This window comes from Flavobacterium algicola (assembly GCF_022399565.1).
Classification (GTDB): Bacteria; Bacteroidota; Bacteroidia; order Flavobacteriales; family Flavobacteriaceae; genus Flavobacterium; species Flavobacterium algicola.
On the sequence record NZ_JAJTUT010000002.1, the window covers coordinates 276,800 to 292,601 of the forward strand.

Sequence of the window (15,802 nt, forward strand, 5' to 3'; positions counted from 1 at the left end):
TTATTGTATTTTATAAATTTAATTTTAAACTAAAACCGTAAGTTGCAGGGGATGGCATTTGCCCCATCTCAATTCCCGGTAAAATGGTATCACCATTTAAAGCAGCAGTTTCTGGATCGTAAATGGGAAAATCAGAAATAATTCCTAAGTTTCTTCCAAATACGGAGAGGTTTAAGGCTGAAATTCCAGTGTTTTTCAATAACTGCTTAGGGAAATCGTACTGTATGCTAACTTCTCTTAATTTAACGAAGGAAGCATCAAATGAATTTGATTCCACATTGGCACGTCTGTAATAACTCGCATACCAGTCGGGTGTAATTGCTTTTGTTGTATTAGGAGAGTAAGTACCATCCGTATTTAAAACGACACCATCTCCAATAATATATCCATTTTCGCGCCCCATAAATGTTGAGGTAAGTTTTCCTTGTTCGGCACTTTTATGGTGCGTTTGTGAATAGATGATACCTCCATATTGACCATCTATCACAAAATTAAAAGTGACATTTCCCAGACGAAAACTGTTGTTCAAACCGGCTTTCCAGTCAGGGTTGGCATCTCCTATGTGTTGGATTTCAGTTGGGTAAACCGGTAAACCGGCACTGCTATATACAATCTTACCTTCAGGAGAACGTTCAAAACCATATCCGTAGATAGCTGTCGTTGTACCACCTACTTTAGCTAATAAAGTGGCATTACCACCAGAACCTATTTCTTGCTGTCCACTAATTCCATCAGCCAACTTTATTACTTGATTCCAGTTTTTTGACCAGGTTAAAGTACTTGTCCAACTGAATTTATTGCTCTTAATCAATTTTCCGCCAAAAGTAAGTTCGATACCTCGATTGCGCACTTCTCCAGAATTTAAAACACCTGAACTGTATCCCGTTGTAATATCTAAAGGCACCGAGATAATTTGATTCTTTGTATTGGTTTCATAAACCGTAGCATCGAAATTAATTCTATTATTAAAAAGACGTCCTTCAATACCGGTTTCATAACTGGTAGTAATTTCTGGTTTGAAATCGGCATTGTATAAATCACCAGGTACAGATGCTGAACTTGGAAACGCACTTTGATTGTAATATTTACTAGTTTTATAAGGATCAGTATCATTACCTACTTGAGCATAGGAGAAACGGTATTTTACAAAGTTGAACGTTTTAGGTAATTTGAAAATTTCTGAAACTACAAAACTTGCGTTGGCTGAAGGGTAAAAGAAAGAGTTGTTTTTGACTGGTAAACTACTTGACCAATCATTTCTTCCAGTAAGATCTAAAAACACTTTATTGTTAAAAGAGAAAGAGAATAAACCATACAAACTATTTACTTTTTTATTTTTATCATATGTCTGAATGATAGGACTATTGATACCATTTGCTAATTTATATACTCCTGGCACAACTAGACCAGTAACATATGCATCAGTTCTGCGATATTTATAGTCCATAGCATTCCCACCAATAGAAGCTGAAAGTGTAATTTTTTTACTTAACTTTTCTTCATAACTTAATAAAAAATCAGAGTTGACTTCTTGCTTCCAAACATCTTGTGCTTCATAGAAACCTTGTTTGTAACGATTAATGCTGTAAGGCCTTTTCTGATCTCTTTCCTGATAATAACTATTTAAAGATGTTCGCAGTAATAATCCTAACTTGGGTGAAAACTTAATATTGCTAAAAATATTACCTACTATTTGATTGCTGGCTAATGCATTTGTAGCTTCGTAAGCTATTAAATATGGATTATCAATAAAAGAGCTGAACGGCTGAATTTGTTGAATTTGCTCTTGTCCATTTTTCCAAATATTACGATACCAATCTAAATCTACATTCGGATTTTGAAATATCATAAAATAAGCAATAGATCCATTGTTATATCCTGTACTAGGTAAGTTATCACTTGTTCGATTATTGTAGTTTACTACCGAACCTATTTTTACAAAATCAGATACCTCATAATTAGCATTTACAGCGGCTGTAAGTCTTTCGTATCCCGTATTAGGCATAATCCATTCATTTTTCGAATGCCCTACTGAAAGTCTCATAGAACCTTTCTCGTTACTTCCTTGAATAGTAATATTATTATTTGTGGTAATTCCAGTTTTCCAAAAATCTTTACGATTGTCAGAGTAAGATTGCCATAATTCACGTTCTGCAGATTGACCCTCTAAAGTGGCGTCATATTGGTAAAAAGATTGACTATCAAAAGCTGGACCCCAGGCACTACTTGTACTTCCTGTATTACTTCCGTCTATCGAAGCTCCATATGAATAATAGGGTATACCGTTTTTATCAAAACTTTTCCCTGTTCCTTGACCATATTTGTATTGCCAATCTGGCCAACGTTGTATGACATCGAAACTTACACTAGAGTTGTAAGTTATACCCAGACCATTAGATTTTTTGCCAGATTTTGTTGTAATGATCAAAGCTCCATTTGCAGCACGACTTCCATATAATGCTGTTGCTCCAGGGCCTTTTAAAACTGTAACACTTTCAATATCTTCTAGATTCAAGTCAGATATTCCGTTACCATAATCTATTGGAGAGTCTTCGCCAACATATGAATTAGTAGAGCCAGAAGTAGTCATTTCACTATTTACAGGAACCCCATCCACAACAATTAAAGCATTATTTCCATTCGCATTTAAAGAATTGTTTCCTCTCAAAGTTATTTGCTGAGAATTTAGTGGACCTGACCCAGAAGATACGATATTTAAACCAGCCACTTTTCCTTGTAATCCTGAAGACCAGTTGTTGGGCATAGTTTGTGCCAGGACTTCACTTCCGATAGTGGCTTGAGAGAAACCTAGTTTTTTTTCTTCCCGTTTTATACCTAGCGCGGTAACAACTACCTCATTCAGATCGTTGATATTTTCCTGTAAAATAATCTCCTGCATTGTACCAGGGACAGCTGCAATAGTTCTTGTAGTGTAACCCATATAAGATATTTCTAAAAGAGCATTTTTGGAGGTAAGTGTCAAGTTAAATTTACCATCAAAATCTGTTGTCGTTGCATTTTTTGTTCCAATTTCCAAAACACTCGCTCCAGGTAATGACATATTATTTCTGTCAACTACCTTACCTTTTACGAGTTGTTGAAGATTAGATTCTAAAACTGTGATAGTATTGTTTAAAATTGCAAAACGGAAACCACTTTGATTAGTAATTTTAGCTAGGATAGTTTTTAAACTTTCTTTGGTAGCATTGACGGTGAATTTCTGATTCGTTTTAGTAATATTGTTATCGAAAATAAATGTGAAATTTGTCTTTTGTTCAATAACAGTAAATACTTTTGTTATAGGAGCATTTTGAATATTTAAACTGATGTTTTTACTTTCATTATTTTGGTTATTTGGCGTTGATTTTGCGTCAACATTTGCTGTTAGTATTAACATGCAGCATAAATAAATAATTTTAAATGGTAATAATTTTTTTGAAAATTGTATTTTGGTCTTCATTTTAATTAGCGTTGATTAATTTTAATGTTTTATTTAAATTATCCCATTTCTGTTCCAGCAGAAATGGGTATTTTATTTTAGCTGTTTTTTTCTTATAAGAATGTGTTTAGGGGTTAAATACTTAATTTCTAAATTTTTAAGAAGGGCGATACTACTGATGATATTTTCTAATTTTTCATTTTTAAATTTTCCTGAAAGTGTTTCTAATTTTAGATTTTCGTCATCGCAATCAATTCTTATATCAAACCAGTTTTCTAGTATAATTGCTGTGTTTTCTATAGTTTCATTATTAAGCACAATAATGTTTTTGGTCCAAGCCATCAGATCTTCACTGTCAGTGTAAGTTACTTTAGCGGTCTCATTTTTTAGAATAGTAACTTGCTGATTTTTTGTTAAAAAGAATTTGTTTTCATCGCAACTAGCAGATGCTACTGCAACTTTACCTGTATTTACACTTATGGTTGTTTTAGTATCTGAATTGGAGTTGATATTAAAAGAAGTCCCTAAAACACGAGTTGAAATAGTTTTTGATGAAACTACAAATGGTTTTTTTGGATTTTTAGTAACTGTAAAAAAAGCTTCACCTTTCAAAACTAAATGTCGCTCTTCTTCAAAATTGTCGGCATAACTGATGCTACTGTTTGAATTTAAAAACACCCTACTATTGTCTGGTAATAAAACCTCTTTTCTCTCACCTTTTACAGCTACTACAGTAATTATAGTTTGGGAATTAAGGACGACATATTTATAACCGATACCTAATAAGAGTAGTAATGAAGCGGCTGTTGCTATTAATTTGTTCGAAAAGAAATTAAATTTTTTCTTCTCATGAATTTTAGCTGAAATGGATTTGAATATTTTTTCCTTTTTATTTTTCCCTGTATATATAGGTATGCCTTCTTGCTTCTCCTGTAGGACTTTATAAAAAGTTTCCACGACTTTAATTTCCTCCGGAGTAGCAGTTCCAATAGCGTATTTAGCTGCTAATTCTTTAAATTGTTCTTCTTTCAAAATTTTCTTGTTTACTTACAAGTCGCATTTATCTGGGGGAACACGTAGTCGAAAATTATGGATTAACGATTTGTTAAAGGTGAGGATTTATAATTTACGTTATGGAAACATTATCATAATCCAAGAGAGAACAAGAGGAGGTGTGATCGTGTGTTTTAGTTTATTTAAAGCATCACTAATATGCTTTTCAACTGTTCGAATCGAAATATTGAGCATTAGAGCTATTTCATTATTGGATATGTTTTCAAACCTGCTTAGTTGAAAAACTTTTTTACATTGAGGACTGAGTTTGTCAATTTCAGAAAGTACTGATCTTTCAAATTCTTGATATTCCATTTGTTTTTCAAACGATCCCAATTCAGGATGATTTTGCAAGACATCTAAGTGTATAGAAGTAAATTTTAAGTCTCTAATATGAGTAGCAATTCTATATTTGATAGCAGTAAATAAATAAGCTTCAATATTATTAATATCAGCAGAAGGAGCTTTTTCCCATAGTTTTATAAAAACTTCTTGAACTATATCTTCGCAGCTTGTTTCATCATTAAAGATTCGGTATGCATAGCAGTACAGTCTTTTCCAAAGACGATTGTAAATCTCATTAAATGCATCTTCATTACCTTCTTTTAAAAAGTCTTGAAGTTCTTCGATTGAACTATTTTTATAGCAACTTTTCATATACATATATTATATACAAAAGTATATTTATTTGAATTTGAGATTCAGATTCTTAAATTAAGGTAAGGTTAAGAATTTTTATAAAATTAGTAATTAGCTCCTAATGCAAATTCATTGTTTGAAATTATAAACCTTTAAGTACATGAAAAAAAATGAAATGTATAATTGCAGTTTGAACAAGACAAGATGATTTTAGTGCACTTTATCATTTTCGCTACTGTTGATTTTAAAAAGAAATTACGTCTGTCATTTGTGGAGTATATCTTAAATTATGTCCTTTAGCCTTAATTATGTACATACATAAATATATTTTGCTCAATTTTCTTGCAAATAATTTATAAATAATAATTCACTCTAAATACCCCCGACAGTAGCGGCATCCTTGTGGCGGCGCGCATTTATGCCGCCACAAGATACAGCGAATGGCGGGTGAGGTGTTTCCTGAAAGTGCCAAATATTTTGGTTCTAATTAAAATTTCGACATTTCGTTTGAATGTTAATTATCAAATTTTCAGCAGTTAAAAATTTTGTCAATATTATTCTTGATAACTTTGATTCTAGGGGCTTTTAAAATAGTTTGAGAAATGGTATATTAGCACAAAATCGATAAATCCCCAAAATGTCAGAGCAAAATCAATATACCGAAGATAATATTCGGTCACTCGACTGGAAAGAACACATTCGCATGCGTCCCGGTATGTATATTGGGAAGTTGGGTGATGGTTCTTCGCCGGATGATGGTATTTATATTTTATTAAAAGAAGTAATTGATAACTGTATCGATGAGTTTGTCATGGGATCTGGTAAAACAATCGAGGTTTCTATCAAGGACAAAACTGTAGCGGTACGCGATTACGGTCGTGGAATTCCGCTTGGGAAGGTGATTGATGTGGTTTCGAAAATGAATACTGGAGGTAAATATGACTCGCTGGCATTTAAGAAATCGGTAGGTTTGAATGGAGTAGGTACCAAAGCAGTAAATGCTTTGTCAAACTATTTTAGAGTTGAATCTGTACGTGATGATAAACAAAAAGCGGCAGAATTCTCTGGTGGAAATTTAGTATTAGAAGAGGATATCATTGATACTACTAAGCGCAAAGGGACAAAAGTTACTTTTATTCCAGACGAAGCGATTTTTAAGAATTACAAGTTTAGATACGAGTATGTAATTAAAATGTTGAAAAATTACTGCTATCTTAATGCAGGGTTGACAATTATTTTTAATGGTGAAAAATACTTTTCGGATTTTGGGCTTCGTGATTTACTTGATGAAAACATTGCAGAAGAAGACAAAGTGTATCCAATCATCCATATTAAGGCTGAAGACATTGAGATTGCAATAACGCACAGTAAATCACAATATAGTGAGGAATATCATTCTTTTGTAAATGGACAAAATACGACTCAAGGAGGTACACACTTAGTAGCTTTTAGAGAAGCTATCGTACGTACGATAAGAGAATTTTATAATAAAAGTTTTGAACCTTCGGATATTCGTAAATCGATTGTATCTGCGGTAAGCATTAAGGTGATGGAACCTGTTTTTGAATCGCAAACGAAAACCAAATTGGGTTCTACAGATATGGGATCTGATGAGGGAATGCCATCTGTGCGTACGTTTATCAACGATTTTATTAAAAATAAATTAGATAATTTTTTACATAAAAATCCTGAAACGGCTGATTTGCTATTGCGAAAAATTTTGCAAGCAGAAAGAGAACGTAAAGAACTTTCTGGTATTAGAAAATTAGCAAAAGACCGCGCCAAAAAAGCCAACCTTCATAATAAGAAATTACGTGATTGTAGGGTACATTTGGCTGATATAAAAAATCCTCGTTATCTAGAAAGCACCTTGTTTATTACAGAGGGAGATTCGGCTTCGGGTTCTATAACCAAGTCACGTGATGTGAATACTCAAGCGGTATTTAGTTTGCGTGGTAAGCCTTTGAACTCCTACGGAATGAGCAAGAAAATTGTGTATGAGAATGAAGAATTTAATCTTCTGCAAGCAGCTCTTGATATAGAAGACGATATGGAAAACTTGCGTTACAACAATATCGTAATTGCAACGGATGCCGATGTCGACGGAATGCACATACGATTGCTATTGATTACATTTTTCTTGCAGTTTTTTCCGGAGTTGATTAAAGACGGTCATTTGTACATTCTGCAGACACCATTGTTTAGAGTTCGAAATAAGAAAGAGACAATTTATTGTTATTCTGACGAAGAACGTAGAAATGCTATTGAGAAATTAAAACCAAAACCAGAGATTACTCGATTTAAAGGGTTAGGAGAGATTTCTCCTGATGAGTTCAAGCACTTTATAGGGGAAAGTATTCGTCTGGAACCAATTATGCTTGATAAAGCAACCTCAATCGAGAAATTATTAGAATTTTATATGGGTAAGAACACCCCTGACCGTCAAGAATTCATCATCAAGAATTTGAAGGTGGAACTAGATGTGGTGGAGAAGGAGTGAAGTTATATATAATTAGTGCCTATGTCAGAAATCCTTACTAATAAAATATTGTTTTCGCAGGTAGTTGTGCTGTTACAAAATGCACGACAACACGTTTTACGTGCTGTAAATTCAACAATGGTATATACTTATTTTGAAATAGGTAAAATGATTGTTGAAGAAGAGCAAAAGGGAAAAGAAAGAGCGGAGTACGGCAAGCAGATTTTAAAAGGATTATCCACAGATCTAACAAAAGAGTTTGGGAAGGGGTTTTCAATGAGGAATTTAGAACAAATAAGAAAGTTCTATAAAACATATTCAAATTCGTCATCACTGTCGACGATTTTGTATAATCAAATTCCGCAGACACTGTCTGCGGAATTGAAAAATCAGATTCCGCAGTCAGTGACTGCGGAATTCAATAATGCATATTTTGAATTGTTTCGGTCTTATTTCAAATTAACTTGGTCTCATTATACTTTCTTGATGCGAATTGATAATGAACAAGAAAGAAGTTTTTATGAAATAGAATCAGAGAAATACAGTTGGAGTGTAAGAGAGTTGAAACGTCAATATGATTCGGCACTTTATACTCGATTGGCTTTAAGTCGAGATAAGGAAGGAGTTTTAAAACTTTCTACAGAAGGACAAATAATAGAAAATCCAAAAGATTTGATTAAAGATCCTTATATATTGGAGTTTTTAGGTCTACCTGAATTGCACCGCTATTCCGAATCAGATTTGGAAGAAGAAATCATTAATAAGTTAGAAAGCTTTCTTTTGGAGCTGGGACACGGATTTACATTTGTGGCTAGACAAGACAGAATTACATTTGATGATAAACATTTTAGAATTGACTTGGTATTTTATAATCGTGTATTGCGATGCTTCGTATTGATTGATTTAAAAATTGGCGAATTGAAACACCAAGATTTAGGACAAATGCAAATGTATGTCAATTATTATGATAGAGAAAAACGTTTGGAAGGTGAACATAAAACTATAGGAATTGTGCTTTGTCAAAACAAAAGCGATTTAGTGGTGGAGTATACTTTACCCGAGAATAATGAACAAATTTTTGCTAGCAAGTACAAAACGGTATTGCCTAGTAAAGAAGATTTAATAAAATTAATTTCGTAATCATTATATGAAAGAAGACGAAGAAGAAAATATCAATCCCAAAGATGAAAATCAATCAGGCGAATCTGCAAAAGATGAAAGTCTTCAAGACGAGGAGTCGAATGAAATTATTGAAGTAGATGCCAAAGACTTTGAAGGAGGGCATTTTTATAATAATACTAGCGACGAAGCGGATACAATTACAAAAGTTACCGGAATGTACAAAGACTGGTTTTTGGACTATGCTTCGTATGTAATTCTGGAACGCGCCGTTCCTGCTATTGAGGATGGTTTTAAGCCAGTGCAACGCCGTATTATGCACTCTTTAAAAGAGTTAGATGATGGGCGTTATAATAAAGTTGCAAATGTAGTAGGACACACCATGCAGTATCACCCACACGGGGATGCGAGTATTGGTGACGCTATGGTACAGATTGGTCAGAAAGATTTATTGATTGACTGTCAAGGAAATTGGGGTAATATCTTAACAGGAGATAGTGCTGCGGCTTCTCGTTACATCGAAGCGCGTTTGTCTAAATTTGGTCTAGAGGTTTTATATTCTCCCAAGATTACAGATTGGGGAACTTCTTATGATGGTCGTCGAGCAGAACCGAACAACCTTCCTGTAAAATTTCCTCTGCTATTAGCTCAAGGGGCAGAAGGTATTGCTGTAGGTCTTTCGACCAAAGTATTGCCGCATAACTTTAATGAGTTGATTGATGCTTCAGTAAAGATTCTAAAAGGAAAATCATTTACGCTTTACCCTGACTTTATGACAGAAGGTATTGCGGATGTTTCTAATTATAATGATGGTTTACGTGGCGGACGTGTACGTGTGCGTGCGAAAATTGCACAACTAGACAAAAATACTTTGGTAATTACTCAAATTCCGTTTTCTACTAATACTACCACGCTTATTGATAGTATATTGAAGGCTAATGATAAGGGGAAGATTAAAATTAAAAAGATTGAGGACAATACAGCGGCAGATGTTGAAATTTTGATACATCTGTATCCAGGAGTTTCTCCAGATAAGACTATTGATGCGCTCTTCGCATTTACTGCTTGTGAAACATCAGTAGCGCCACTTGGTTGTGTGATTGAAGATAATAAGCCATTGTTTATTGGCGTGTCTGAAATGTTGAAAATTTCGACACATCGTACAGTAGATTTACTGAAAAAAGAACTTGAAATTCAACTAGATGAATTAGAAAATAAATGGCATTTTTCTACACTTGAAAAAATATTCATTCGCGAAGAAATGTATATTGATTTCAAATTGTATTCGGATAAAGAGAATTTATTTCAATATATGTACAAACGTTTTGAGCCGTTCATGGAAAGTTTTGTACGTGCTATTAATGATGATGATTTGCAAAAATTAACGCAAATTCCAATGATCCGTATTACTCGTTTTGATTCCGATAAAGCAGATGATGTTCTGGCTAAATTAGAAGCTGAAATGGAGCAGGTAAAATACGATTTAGAACATTTAACAGATTTTGCAATTGCCTATTTCGTTAAGTTAAAAGAGAAATACGGAAAAGGACGTGAGCGCAAAACAGAACTTCGTGTTTTTGATGATATCGAAGCGACCAAAGTTATTTTGCGTAATACCAAGTTATATGTTAATAAAGCGGAAGGTTTTATTGGAACTAGTTTAAAGCGTGATGAATATGTGACTGATTGTTCAGATATTGACGACGTGATTGTTTTCTTGCGTGACGGAAGTATGATGGTGACGAAGGTAGATGCTAAAACATTTATAGGAAAAGATATTATACATGTTTCTATTTTTGATAAAAGTGATAAGCGTACTATTTATAATGTAATTTACAGAGATGGTAAATCGGGACCTTCATATATAAAACGATTTAATGTAACTGCTGTTACAAGAGACAAATTATATGATTTAACCAATGGTACAAAGGGATCTCAAATTTTACATTTCACACACAATCCAAACGGAGAAGCAGAAGTTATAACAATAATCTTACGCCAAGTAGGAACGATTAAAAAGTTAAAATTTGATATTGACTTCGCTAAAATGGCTATCAAAGGAAGATCGTCCAAAGGAAACTTAGCAAGTAAATATCCAATCAAAAAGATCGAAATTAAGGAGAAAGGAATTTCGACTTTATTACCTAGAAAAGTTTGGTTTGATGATACTGTTCAACGCTTAAATGTAGATGCACGAGGGGAGTTGCTCGGGGAATTTAGGCCAAGTGATAAAATTTTGATTGTTCAGCAATCAGGTAAAATTAAAGTGATTACGCCAGAATTGACGACGCATTTTGATGAAGACATGATTATTCTCGAAAAGTGGATTCCAAAAAAACCAATTTCGGCGATATATTATGATGGTGAAAAAGAGCGCTATTATCTGAAACGCTTTTTAGTAGAAACTGAGAATAAGGAAGAATTAATTATTACCGAACACCCTAATTCCAGATTGGAAATTGTTTCAACTGACTACCGTCCTTTAGCGGAATTAGTATTTCCGAAAGTTAAAGGTGTTCAAAAGGAAAGCGTTACAATTGATGTCGAAGGGTTTATTGCTGTAAAAGGTTTCAAAGCAATAGGAAACCAATTGACGGCCGATAAGCTCAAACAAGTTAATTTACTAGAGCCGCTGCCTTATGATCCCCCTGTAGAGGAAATTCCAGAAAAGAAAGTGAATCCTAATAATGATGATGACACGGATGTGCATCTAGATGAAGATGGACAAGTAATATTATTTTAAATAAATTCATAAAAAAAAGGCTAAATTATTAGCCTTTTTTTGTTTTTATATTGAATGATAGAATATTTTATGCTACAATTCTTTTTTATTGAAGTGTTTTCTTTACCAGGTAGTCAAGCATAGATGCTGAAATTGGTTTTGGCAGAAAATCAATAACCATAGGGTATTTTTTGGTTTTCTCTAAATCTTCAGGATCTATTGTAGATGAAAGTACAACAATAGGAGTTTTATTAAAATGGTTAAATTCAGAGCCGCAAAATATATCCAAAAACTCCCAACCACCCATTACTGGCATGTTTAAATCAAGGAATATAAGTTCAGGTAATAATGTCTCATTATTATCAGAATTGTTAATGTCGGTATAATATTTTAAAGCTTCTTCTCCATTATTAGCAGTGTCAGTTTCTTTTGAAAATTTATTCCTAGAGATCACTTTTTTGCATAGCATCAATGTGATCGGATCATCATCAATACATAATATCTTATTTAACATCTTATTTGTTTTTGAAAATTAAAGTGAAAGTTGTCCCCCTATCGACTTCACTGTTTATACTTATTGTGCCACCCATTGCTTCTACTTGTGATTTGACCAGGTACAAGCCAAATCCTTTGCTGTCAGCATAATTATGAAATCTTTGATAGAGTCCGAATATCTTATCGTGATTTCGATTCATATCTATCCCTATTCCGTTGTCTTTGAAGGTAAGTGTAAATAAGTCATTTATTTGATCTGCAATTATTGTAATTTTTAATTCTCTCTTATCTGATCTAAATTTCAGCGCATTTGAGAACAAATTGAGCACTATACTTTCAATATACGATTTATTAATCAATAAGGATGTAGCATTATTAAAATCAAGTACTAAAATCGGCTTTTGCTTATTAATCTCAAATGCTAATTGATTTGTTATGCTTTCGTAAACATCCTTAATAAATACTGGTTCTTTTTCAACTGATGACGTATTATCTTTTATGATCATCACTTTTGTAAGATCGTCAATTGTTTCGTTTAGTAATTGAGTAGATTTTTTAAAACCATAAAGTATTTCTCGTAATTCATTGTCCTCAATAACAATATCGTCGGTTAAATTAAGTAGACCGGTTAAGTTTGAAATAGGTGCTCTTAAATTATGAGAAGTTATATAGGAGAAGTGCTTTAAATCCTTATTGTTTTTCGTCAACTCGCGAATCAGTTGTTCTTTCTCTTTTTCTTGTTTCTTCTCTTCCGAAACATCTCTTTGAATAGATATCCAATGAGAAAGCTCTTTTTCGGCATTGAATATAGGAATCATTGAAAAGTGAAGCCAATATTCCTCTCCATTTTTTTTGTAGCTAATCATCTCAATTAATGATTCTCTTCGCTCTTTTATAGAAGTGATTACCTTTTTGGTAATTTTGACATCCGTATTGGGACCGCTAAGGAAGTCAGGAGATTTGTTTAAAATTTCTTCGGGTTGGTAACCTGTCATTGTAGTGAATGCGGGATTGACATATACAATTTTTGGTAATTTAGATCTATTAAAATTTGCCTCAGTGATTATAATAGAATCTTTGGTTTGTAGAATAACAGTTTCAAGAAGCTTAAGTCGTAATTCCTCTTGTTTTCTCTTTGTAATATCTTGTATGGCACCAATCATTCTGGCTGGTTTTCCGTTTTCATCTTTGATGAGGAACCCTCTATCTAAGACGTATTTGTAGGTGTTGTCGGCACATTTAAAACGATATTCGTCCTGCCAATGATCTGTTTTTTGCTCTATAAAGGAGTACAGCTTTATAGACATCTTAATGCTGTCTTCGGGATGAATATTTCCAAACCACCAAAATGATGTTTCGCCCACGTTTGCTGGCTTGTAACCAAAAAGACTTTCGATGCCGTTATTCCACTGTAATTTATCGTCAATGATATTCCAATCCCAGATTGTATCACTAGTGGCCTTAGCAACTATATTATACTTTTCATTCGATTCTTTTATGGCTGTATTAGTTGCTTGTAGCTTTTCGTAAACCTCTTTATTCTTTTTGTTATGTTCTTTAAGTACAAATCGAAAAATAAGTCCAGTGAATGTTACGAGTAAGATATCTTTGGTGAAGTCAAAAACAGGATAACTAGAATTAGCAGATAACTTTAATGATAGTTTATGAAAAACGATTACTGCAAACAGTGCAATAAGGAGGTAAACTACTATTATTTGGTTTATTTTGTTTTTCATTAATCAAATGTAATTAATAAAACCGAATTATTAAATAAGAGTTTTAATTTAATTGTAAGTTTGTATAAACGGTTATTTATGAGTATATACAGTTAAGAATGTGTAAACTACTTTGATAAAAGTTTTTTATTTAAAAATAAAGTGTACCTTTGCACCCATTAAAAATCACAGATGGAATCTATTAGAAACATTGCAATTATTGCCCACGTCGATCACGGTAAAACAACTTTGGTTGATAAAATTATGTATCACTGTCAGTTATTTCGTGACAACGAAAACACAGGTGACTTAATCCTTGATAACAACGACTTAGAGCGTGAAAGAGGTATTACTATTACTTCTAAAAATGTTTCTGTACAGTACAAAGGAACAAAAATCAACATTATTGACACTCCTGGTCACGCCGATTTTGGTGGAGAGGTAGAGCGTGTATTAAATATGGCTGATGGAGTTTGTTTACTTGTAGATGCATTTGAAGGCCCTATGCCTCAAACTCGTTTTGTATTACAAAAAGCACTAGACCTTGGTTTGAAACCATGCGTTGTTATTAATAAAGTTGATAAAGAAAACTGTACTCCTGAAGAAGTTCACGAAAAAGTTTTTGACTTAATGTTTGAATTAGGAGCTACTGAAGAGCAGTTGGATTTTCCAGCAGTTTACGGTTCTGCTAAGAACAACTGGATGTCTGACCATTGGGAAAACGTAACTGACAATGTGGAAGCATTATTGGATATGGTTATCGAAAATGTACCAGCTCCTAAAGTATCTGAAGGAACTCCACAAATGTTGATTACTTCTCTTGACTTTTCAGCTTTTACAGGTCGTATCGCTATCGGTCGTCTTGAAAGAGGTGTTTTGAAAGAAGGTATGCCAATCTCATTAGTAAAAAGAGATGGTACTGTATCAAAATCACGTATTAAAGAATTACATACTTTTGAAGGTCTTGGACGTAAAAAAGTAACTGAGGTAATTGCTGGAGATATCTGCGCAATCATTGGAGTAGAAGGTTTTGAAATTGGTGATACTATCGCTGATCATGAAAATCCTGAAGGATTAGCTTCTATTGCAATTGATGAACCTACAATGAGTATGTTGTTTACAATTAATGACTCTCCTTTCTTTGGTAAAGAGGGTAAATTTGTAACTTCTCGTCATATTAGAGATCGTTTGACAAAAGAGCTTGAGAAAAACTTAGCAATGAAATTAGGTGAAACTGATTCAGCTGATAAGTTTATGGTTTTTGGTCGTGGTGTACTTCACTTATCTGTTCTTATTGAAACAATGAGAAGAGAAGGGTATGAGTTACAAATCGGTCAACCACAAGTTATCATCAAAGAAATTGATGGTAAAAAATGTGAGCCAATTGAAGAATTAACAATCGACTTACCTGAAAATCTTTCTGGTAGAGCGGTAGAATTTGTTACTATCCGTAAAGGTGAAATGCTTTCTATGGAAGGTAAAGGAGAACGTATGATTATCAAATTTAATATTCCATCTCGTGGAATTATCGGATTGAGAAATCAATTGTTAACTGCTACTGCAGGTGAGGCTATCATGTCACACCGTTACATTGGATATGAGCCTTTCAAAGGAACAATTCCTGGACGTAACAATGGTTCACTAATCTCTATGGAGAATGGTAAAGCAATTCCTTATTCTATTGATAAATTACAAGATCGTGGTAAATTCTTCGTTAATCCTAACGACGAAATTTACGAAGGACAAGTAATTGGAGAAAACTCACGTAGCGATGATATGTGTGTGAATGTAACTAAGGCTAAAAAACAGTCTAACGTTCGTTCTTCTGGAAATGATGAAAAAGCTAGAATTATTCCTCCAATCATCTTCTCTCTTGAGGAGGCGTTAGAATACATTCAAAAAGATGAATATGTAGAGGTTACTCCAAAATCTATTCGTTTGAGAAAAATTTATTTGACAGAAACTGATAGAAAAAGATTTAAAATCTAATACTATCTCAAGTATATTTAAAAGGCCATTTCGCAAGAAATGGCTTTTTTTTTGTATTAATTCTCTTTTTTAATAATTTTTTCGCAACCAAACTCAGAGGTAATTTCAATGCTGACTTTACTACAATTATGATTGCGCCTTGTTTTATTCAA

Annotated in this window: 9 protein-coding genes; 4 read left to right on the forward strand and 5 right to left on the reverse strand. The window is 33.4% G+C overall.

Features of this window, described 5'->3' with window-relative positions; translation table 11 throughout:
* Positions 1-10: 10 nt before the first annotated feature.
* The 3 genes from LXH21_RS07960 to LXH21_RS07970 form a co-directional block, all read right to left on the reverse strand.
* Positions 11-3,460, reverse strand: coding sequence for a SusC/RagA family TonB-linked outer membrane protein (locus LXH21_RS07960; RefSeq protein WP_239864394.1), 3,450 nt, complete (start codon positions 3,458-3,460; stop codon positions 11-13).
* Positions 3,461-3,532: 72 nt separating this feature from the next.
* Complete coding sequence (locus LXH21_RS07965) at positions 3,533-4,471, reverse strand: FecR family protein (RefSeq protein ID WP_239864396.1); 939 nt, start codon at positions 4,469-4,471, stop codon at positions 3,533-3,535.
* Between the two features lie 99 nt (positions 4,472-4,570).
* On the reverse strand, positions 4,571-5,149 hold the full coding sequence (locus tag LXH21_RS07970) for an RNA polymerase sigma factor (protein ID WP_239864397.1): 579 nt from the start codon (positions 5,147-5,149) through the stop codon (positions 4,571-4,573).
* Positions 5,150-5,768: 619 nt separating this feature from the next.
* Between LXH21_RS07970 and LXH21_RS07975 the strand changes: the two genes are divergently transcribed.
* From LXH21_RS07975 to LXH21_RS07985, 3 genes are read left to right on the forward strand one after another with little or no spacing between them, the layout of a single operon-like run.
* Entirely contained in the window at positions 5,769-7,631 is a 1,863-nt protein-coding gene (locus LXH21_RS07975) for a DNA topoisomerase IV subunit B (RefSeq protein WP_239864399.1), read from the forward strand.
* Between the two features lie 21 nt (positions 7,632-7,652).
* Positions 7,653-8,750: a PDDEXK nuclease domain-containing protein gene (locus LXH21_RS07980; RefSeq protein WP_239864401.1), complete on the forward strand. Its 1,098-nt coding sequence runs from the start codon at positions 7,653-7,655 to the stop codon at positions 8,748-8,750.
* A gap of 7 nt (positions 8,751-8,757) precedes the next feature.
* On the forward strand, positions 8,758-11,472 hold the full coding sequence (locus LXH21_RS07985) for a DNA gyrase/topoisomerase IV subunit A (RefSeq protein WP_239864403.1): 2,715 nt from the start codon (positions 8,758-8,760) through the stop codon (positions 11,470-11,472).
* Between the two features lie 85 nt (positions 11,473-11,557).
* Here LXH21_RS07985 and LXH21_RS07990 read toward each other — a convergent pair whose 3' ends face one another.
* Both LXH21_RS07990 and LXH21_RS07995 read right to left on the reverse strand, forming a co-directional pair.
* The gene (locus tag LXH21_RS07990) at positions 11,558-11,965 is read right to left on the reverse strand and encodes a response regulator (protein WP_239864405.1); all 408 of its coding nucleotides are present in this window, start codon (positions 11,963-11,965) and stop codon (positions 11,558-11,560) included.
* Between the two features lies 1 nt (position 11,966).
* A complete protein-coding gene (locus tag LXH21_RS07995) occupies positions 11,967-13,682 on the reverse strand; it encodes a PAS domain-containing sensor histidine kinase (RefSeq protein ID WP_239864407.1) in 1,716 nt (571 codons plus the stop codon).
* 171 nt (positions 13,683-13,853) lie between these two features.
* On the opposite strand from LXH21_RS07995, the gene typA reads away from it, so the two are divergent.
* Positions 13,854-15,650 (forward strand): translational GTPase TypA, encoded by a 1,797-nt coding sequence (typA, locus tag LXH21_RS08000; protein ID WP_239864409.1) that lies wholly within the window; start codon positions 13,854-13,856, stop codon positions 15,648-15,650.
* The last annotated feature ends 152 nt before the right edge of the window (positions 15,651-15,802 follow it).

Excerpts from the sequence above, each read along its gene's own strand:
- LXH21_RS07960 (WP_239864394.1), bottom strand. The coding sequence starts at position 3,460 with ATGAAGACCAAAATACAATTTTCAAAAAAATTATTACCATTTAAAATT.
- LXH21_RS07970 (WP_239864397.1), bottom strand. The coding sequence starts at position 5,149 with ATGAAAAGTTGCTATAAAAATAGTTCAATCGAAGAACTTCAAGACTTT.
- LXH21_RS07975 (WP_239864399.1), top strand. The coding sequence starts at position 5,769 with ATGTCAGAGCAAAATCAATATACCGAAGATAATATTCGGTCACTCGAC.
- LXH21_RS07980 (WP_239864401.1), top strand. The coding sequence starts at position 7,653 with ATGTCAGAAATCCTTACTAATAAAATATTGTTTTCGCAGGTAGTTGTG.
- LXH21_RS07985 (WP_239864403.1), top strand. The coding sequence starts at position 8,758 with ATGAAAGAAGACGAAGAAGAAAATATCAATCCCAAAGATGAAAATCAA.
- LXH21_RS07990 (WP_239864405.1), bottom strand. The coding sequence starts at position 11,965 with ATGTTAAATAAGATATTATGTATTGATGATGATCCGATCACATTGATG.
- LXH21_RS07995 (WP_239864407.1), bottom strand. The coding sequence starts at position 13,682 with ATGAAAAACAAAATAAACCAAATAATAGTAGTTTACCTCCTTATTGCA.
- typA (WP_239864409.1), top strand. The coding sequence starts at position 13,854 with ATGGAATCTATTAGAAACATTGCAATTATTGCCCACGTCGATCACGGT.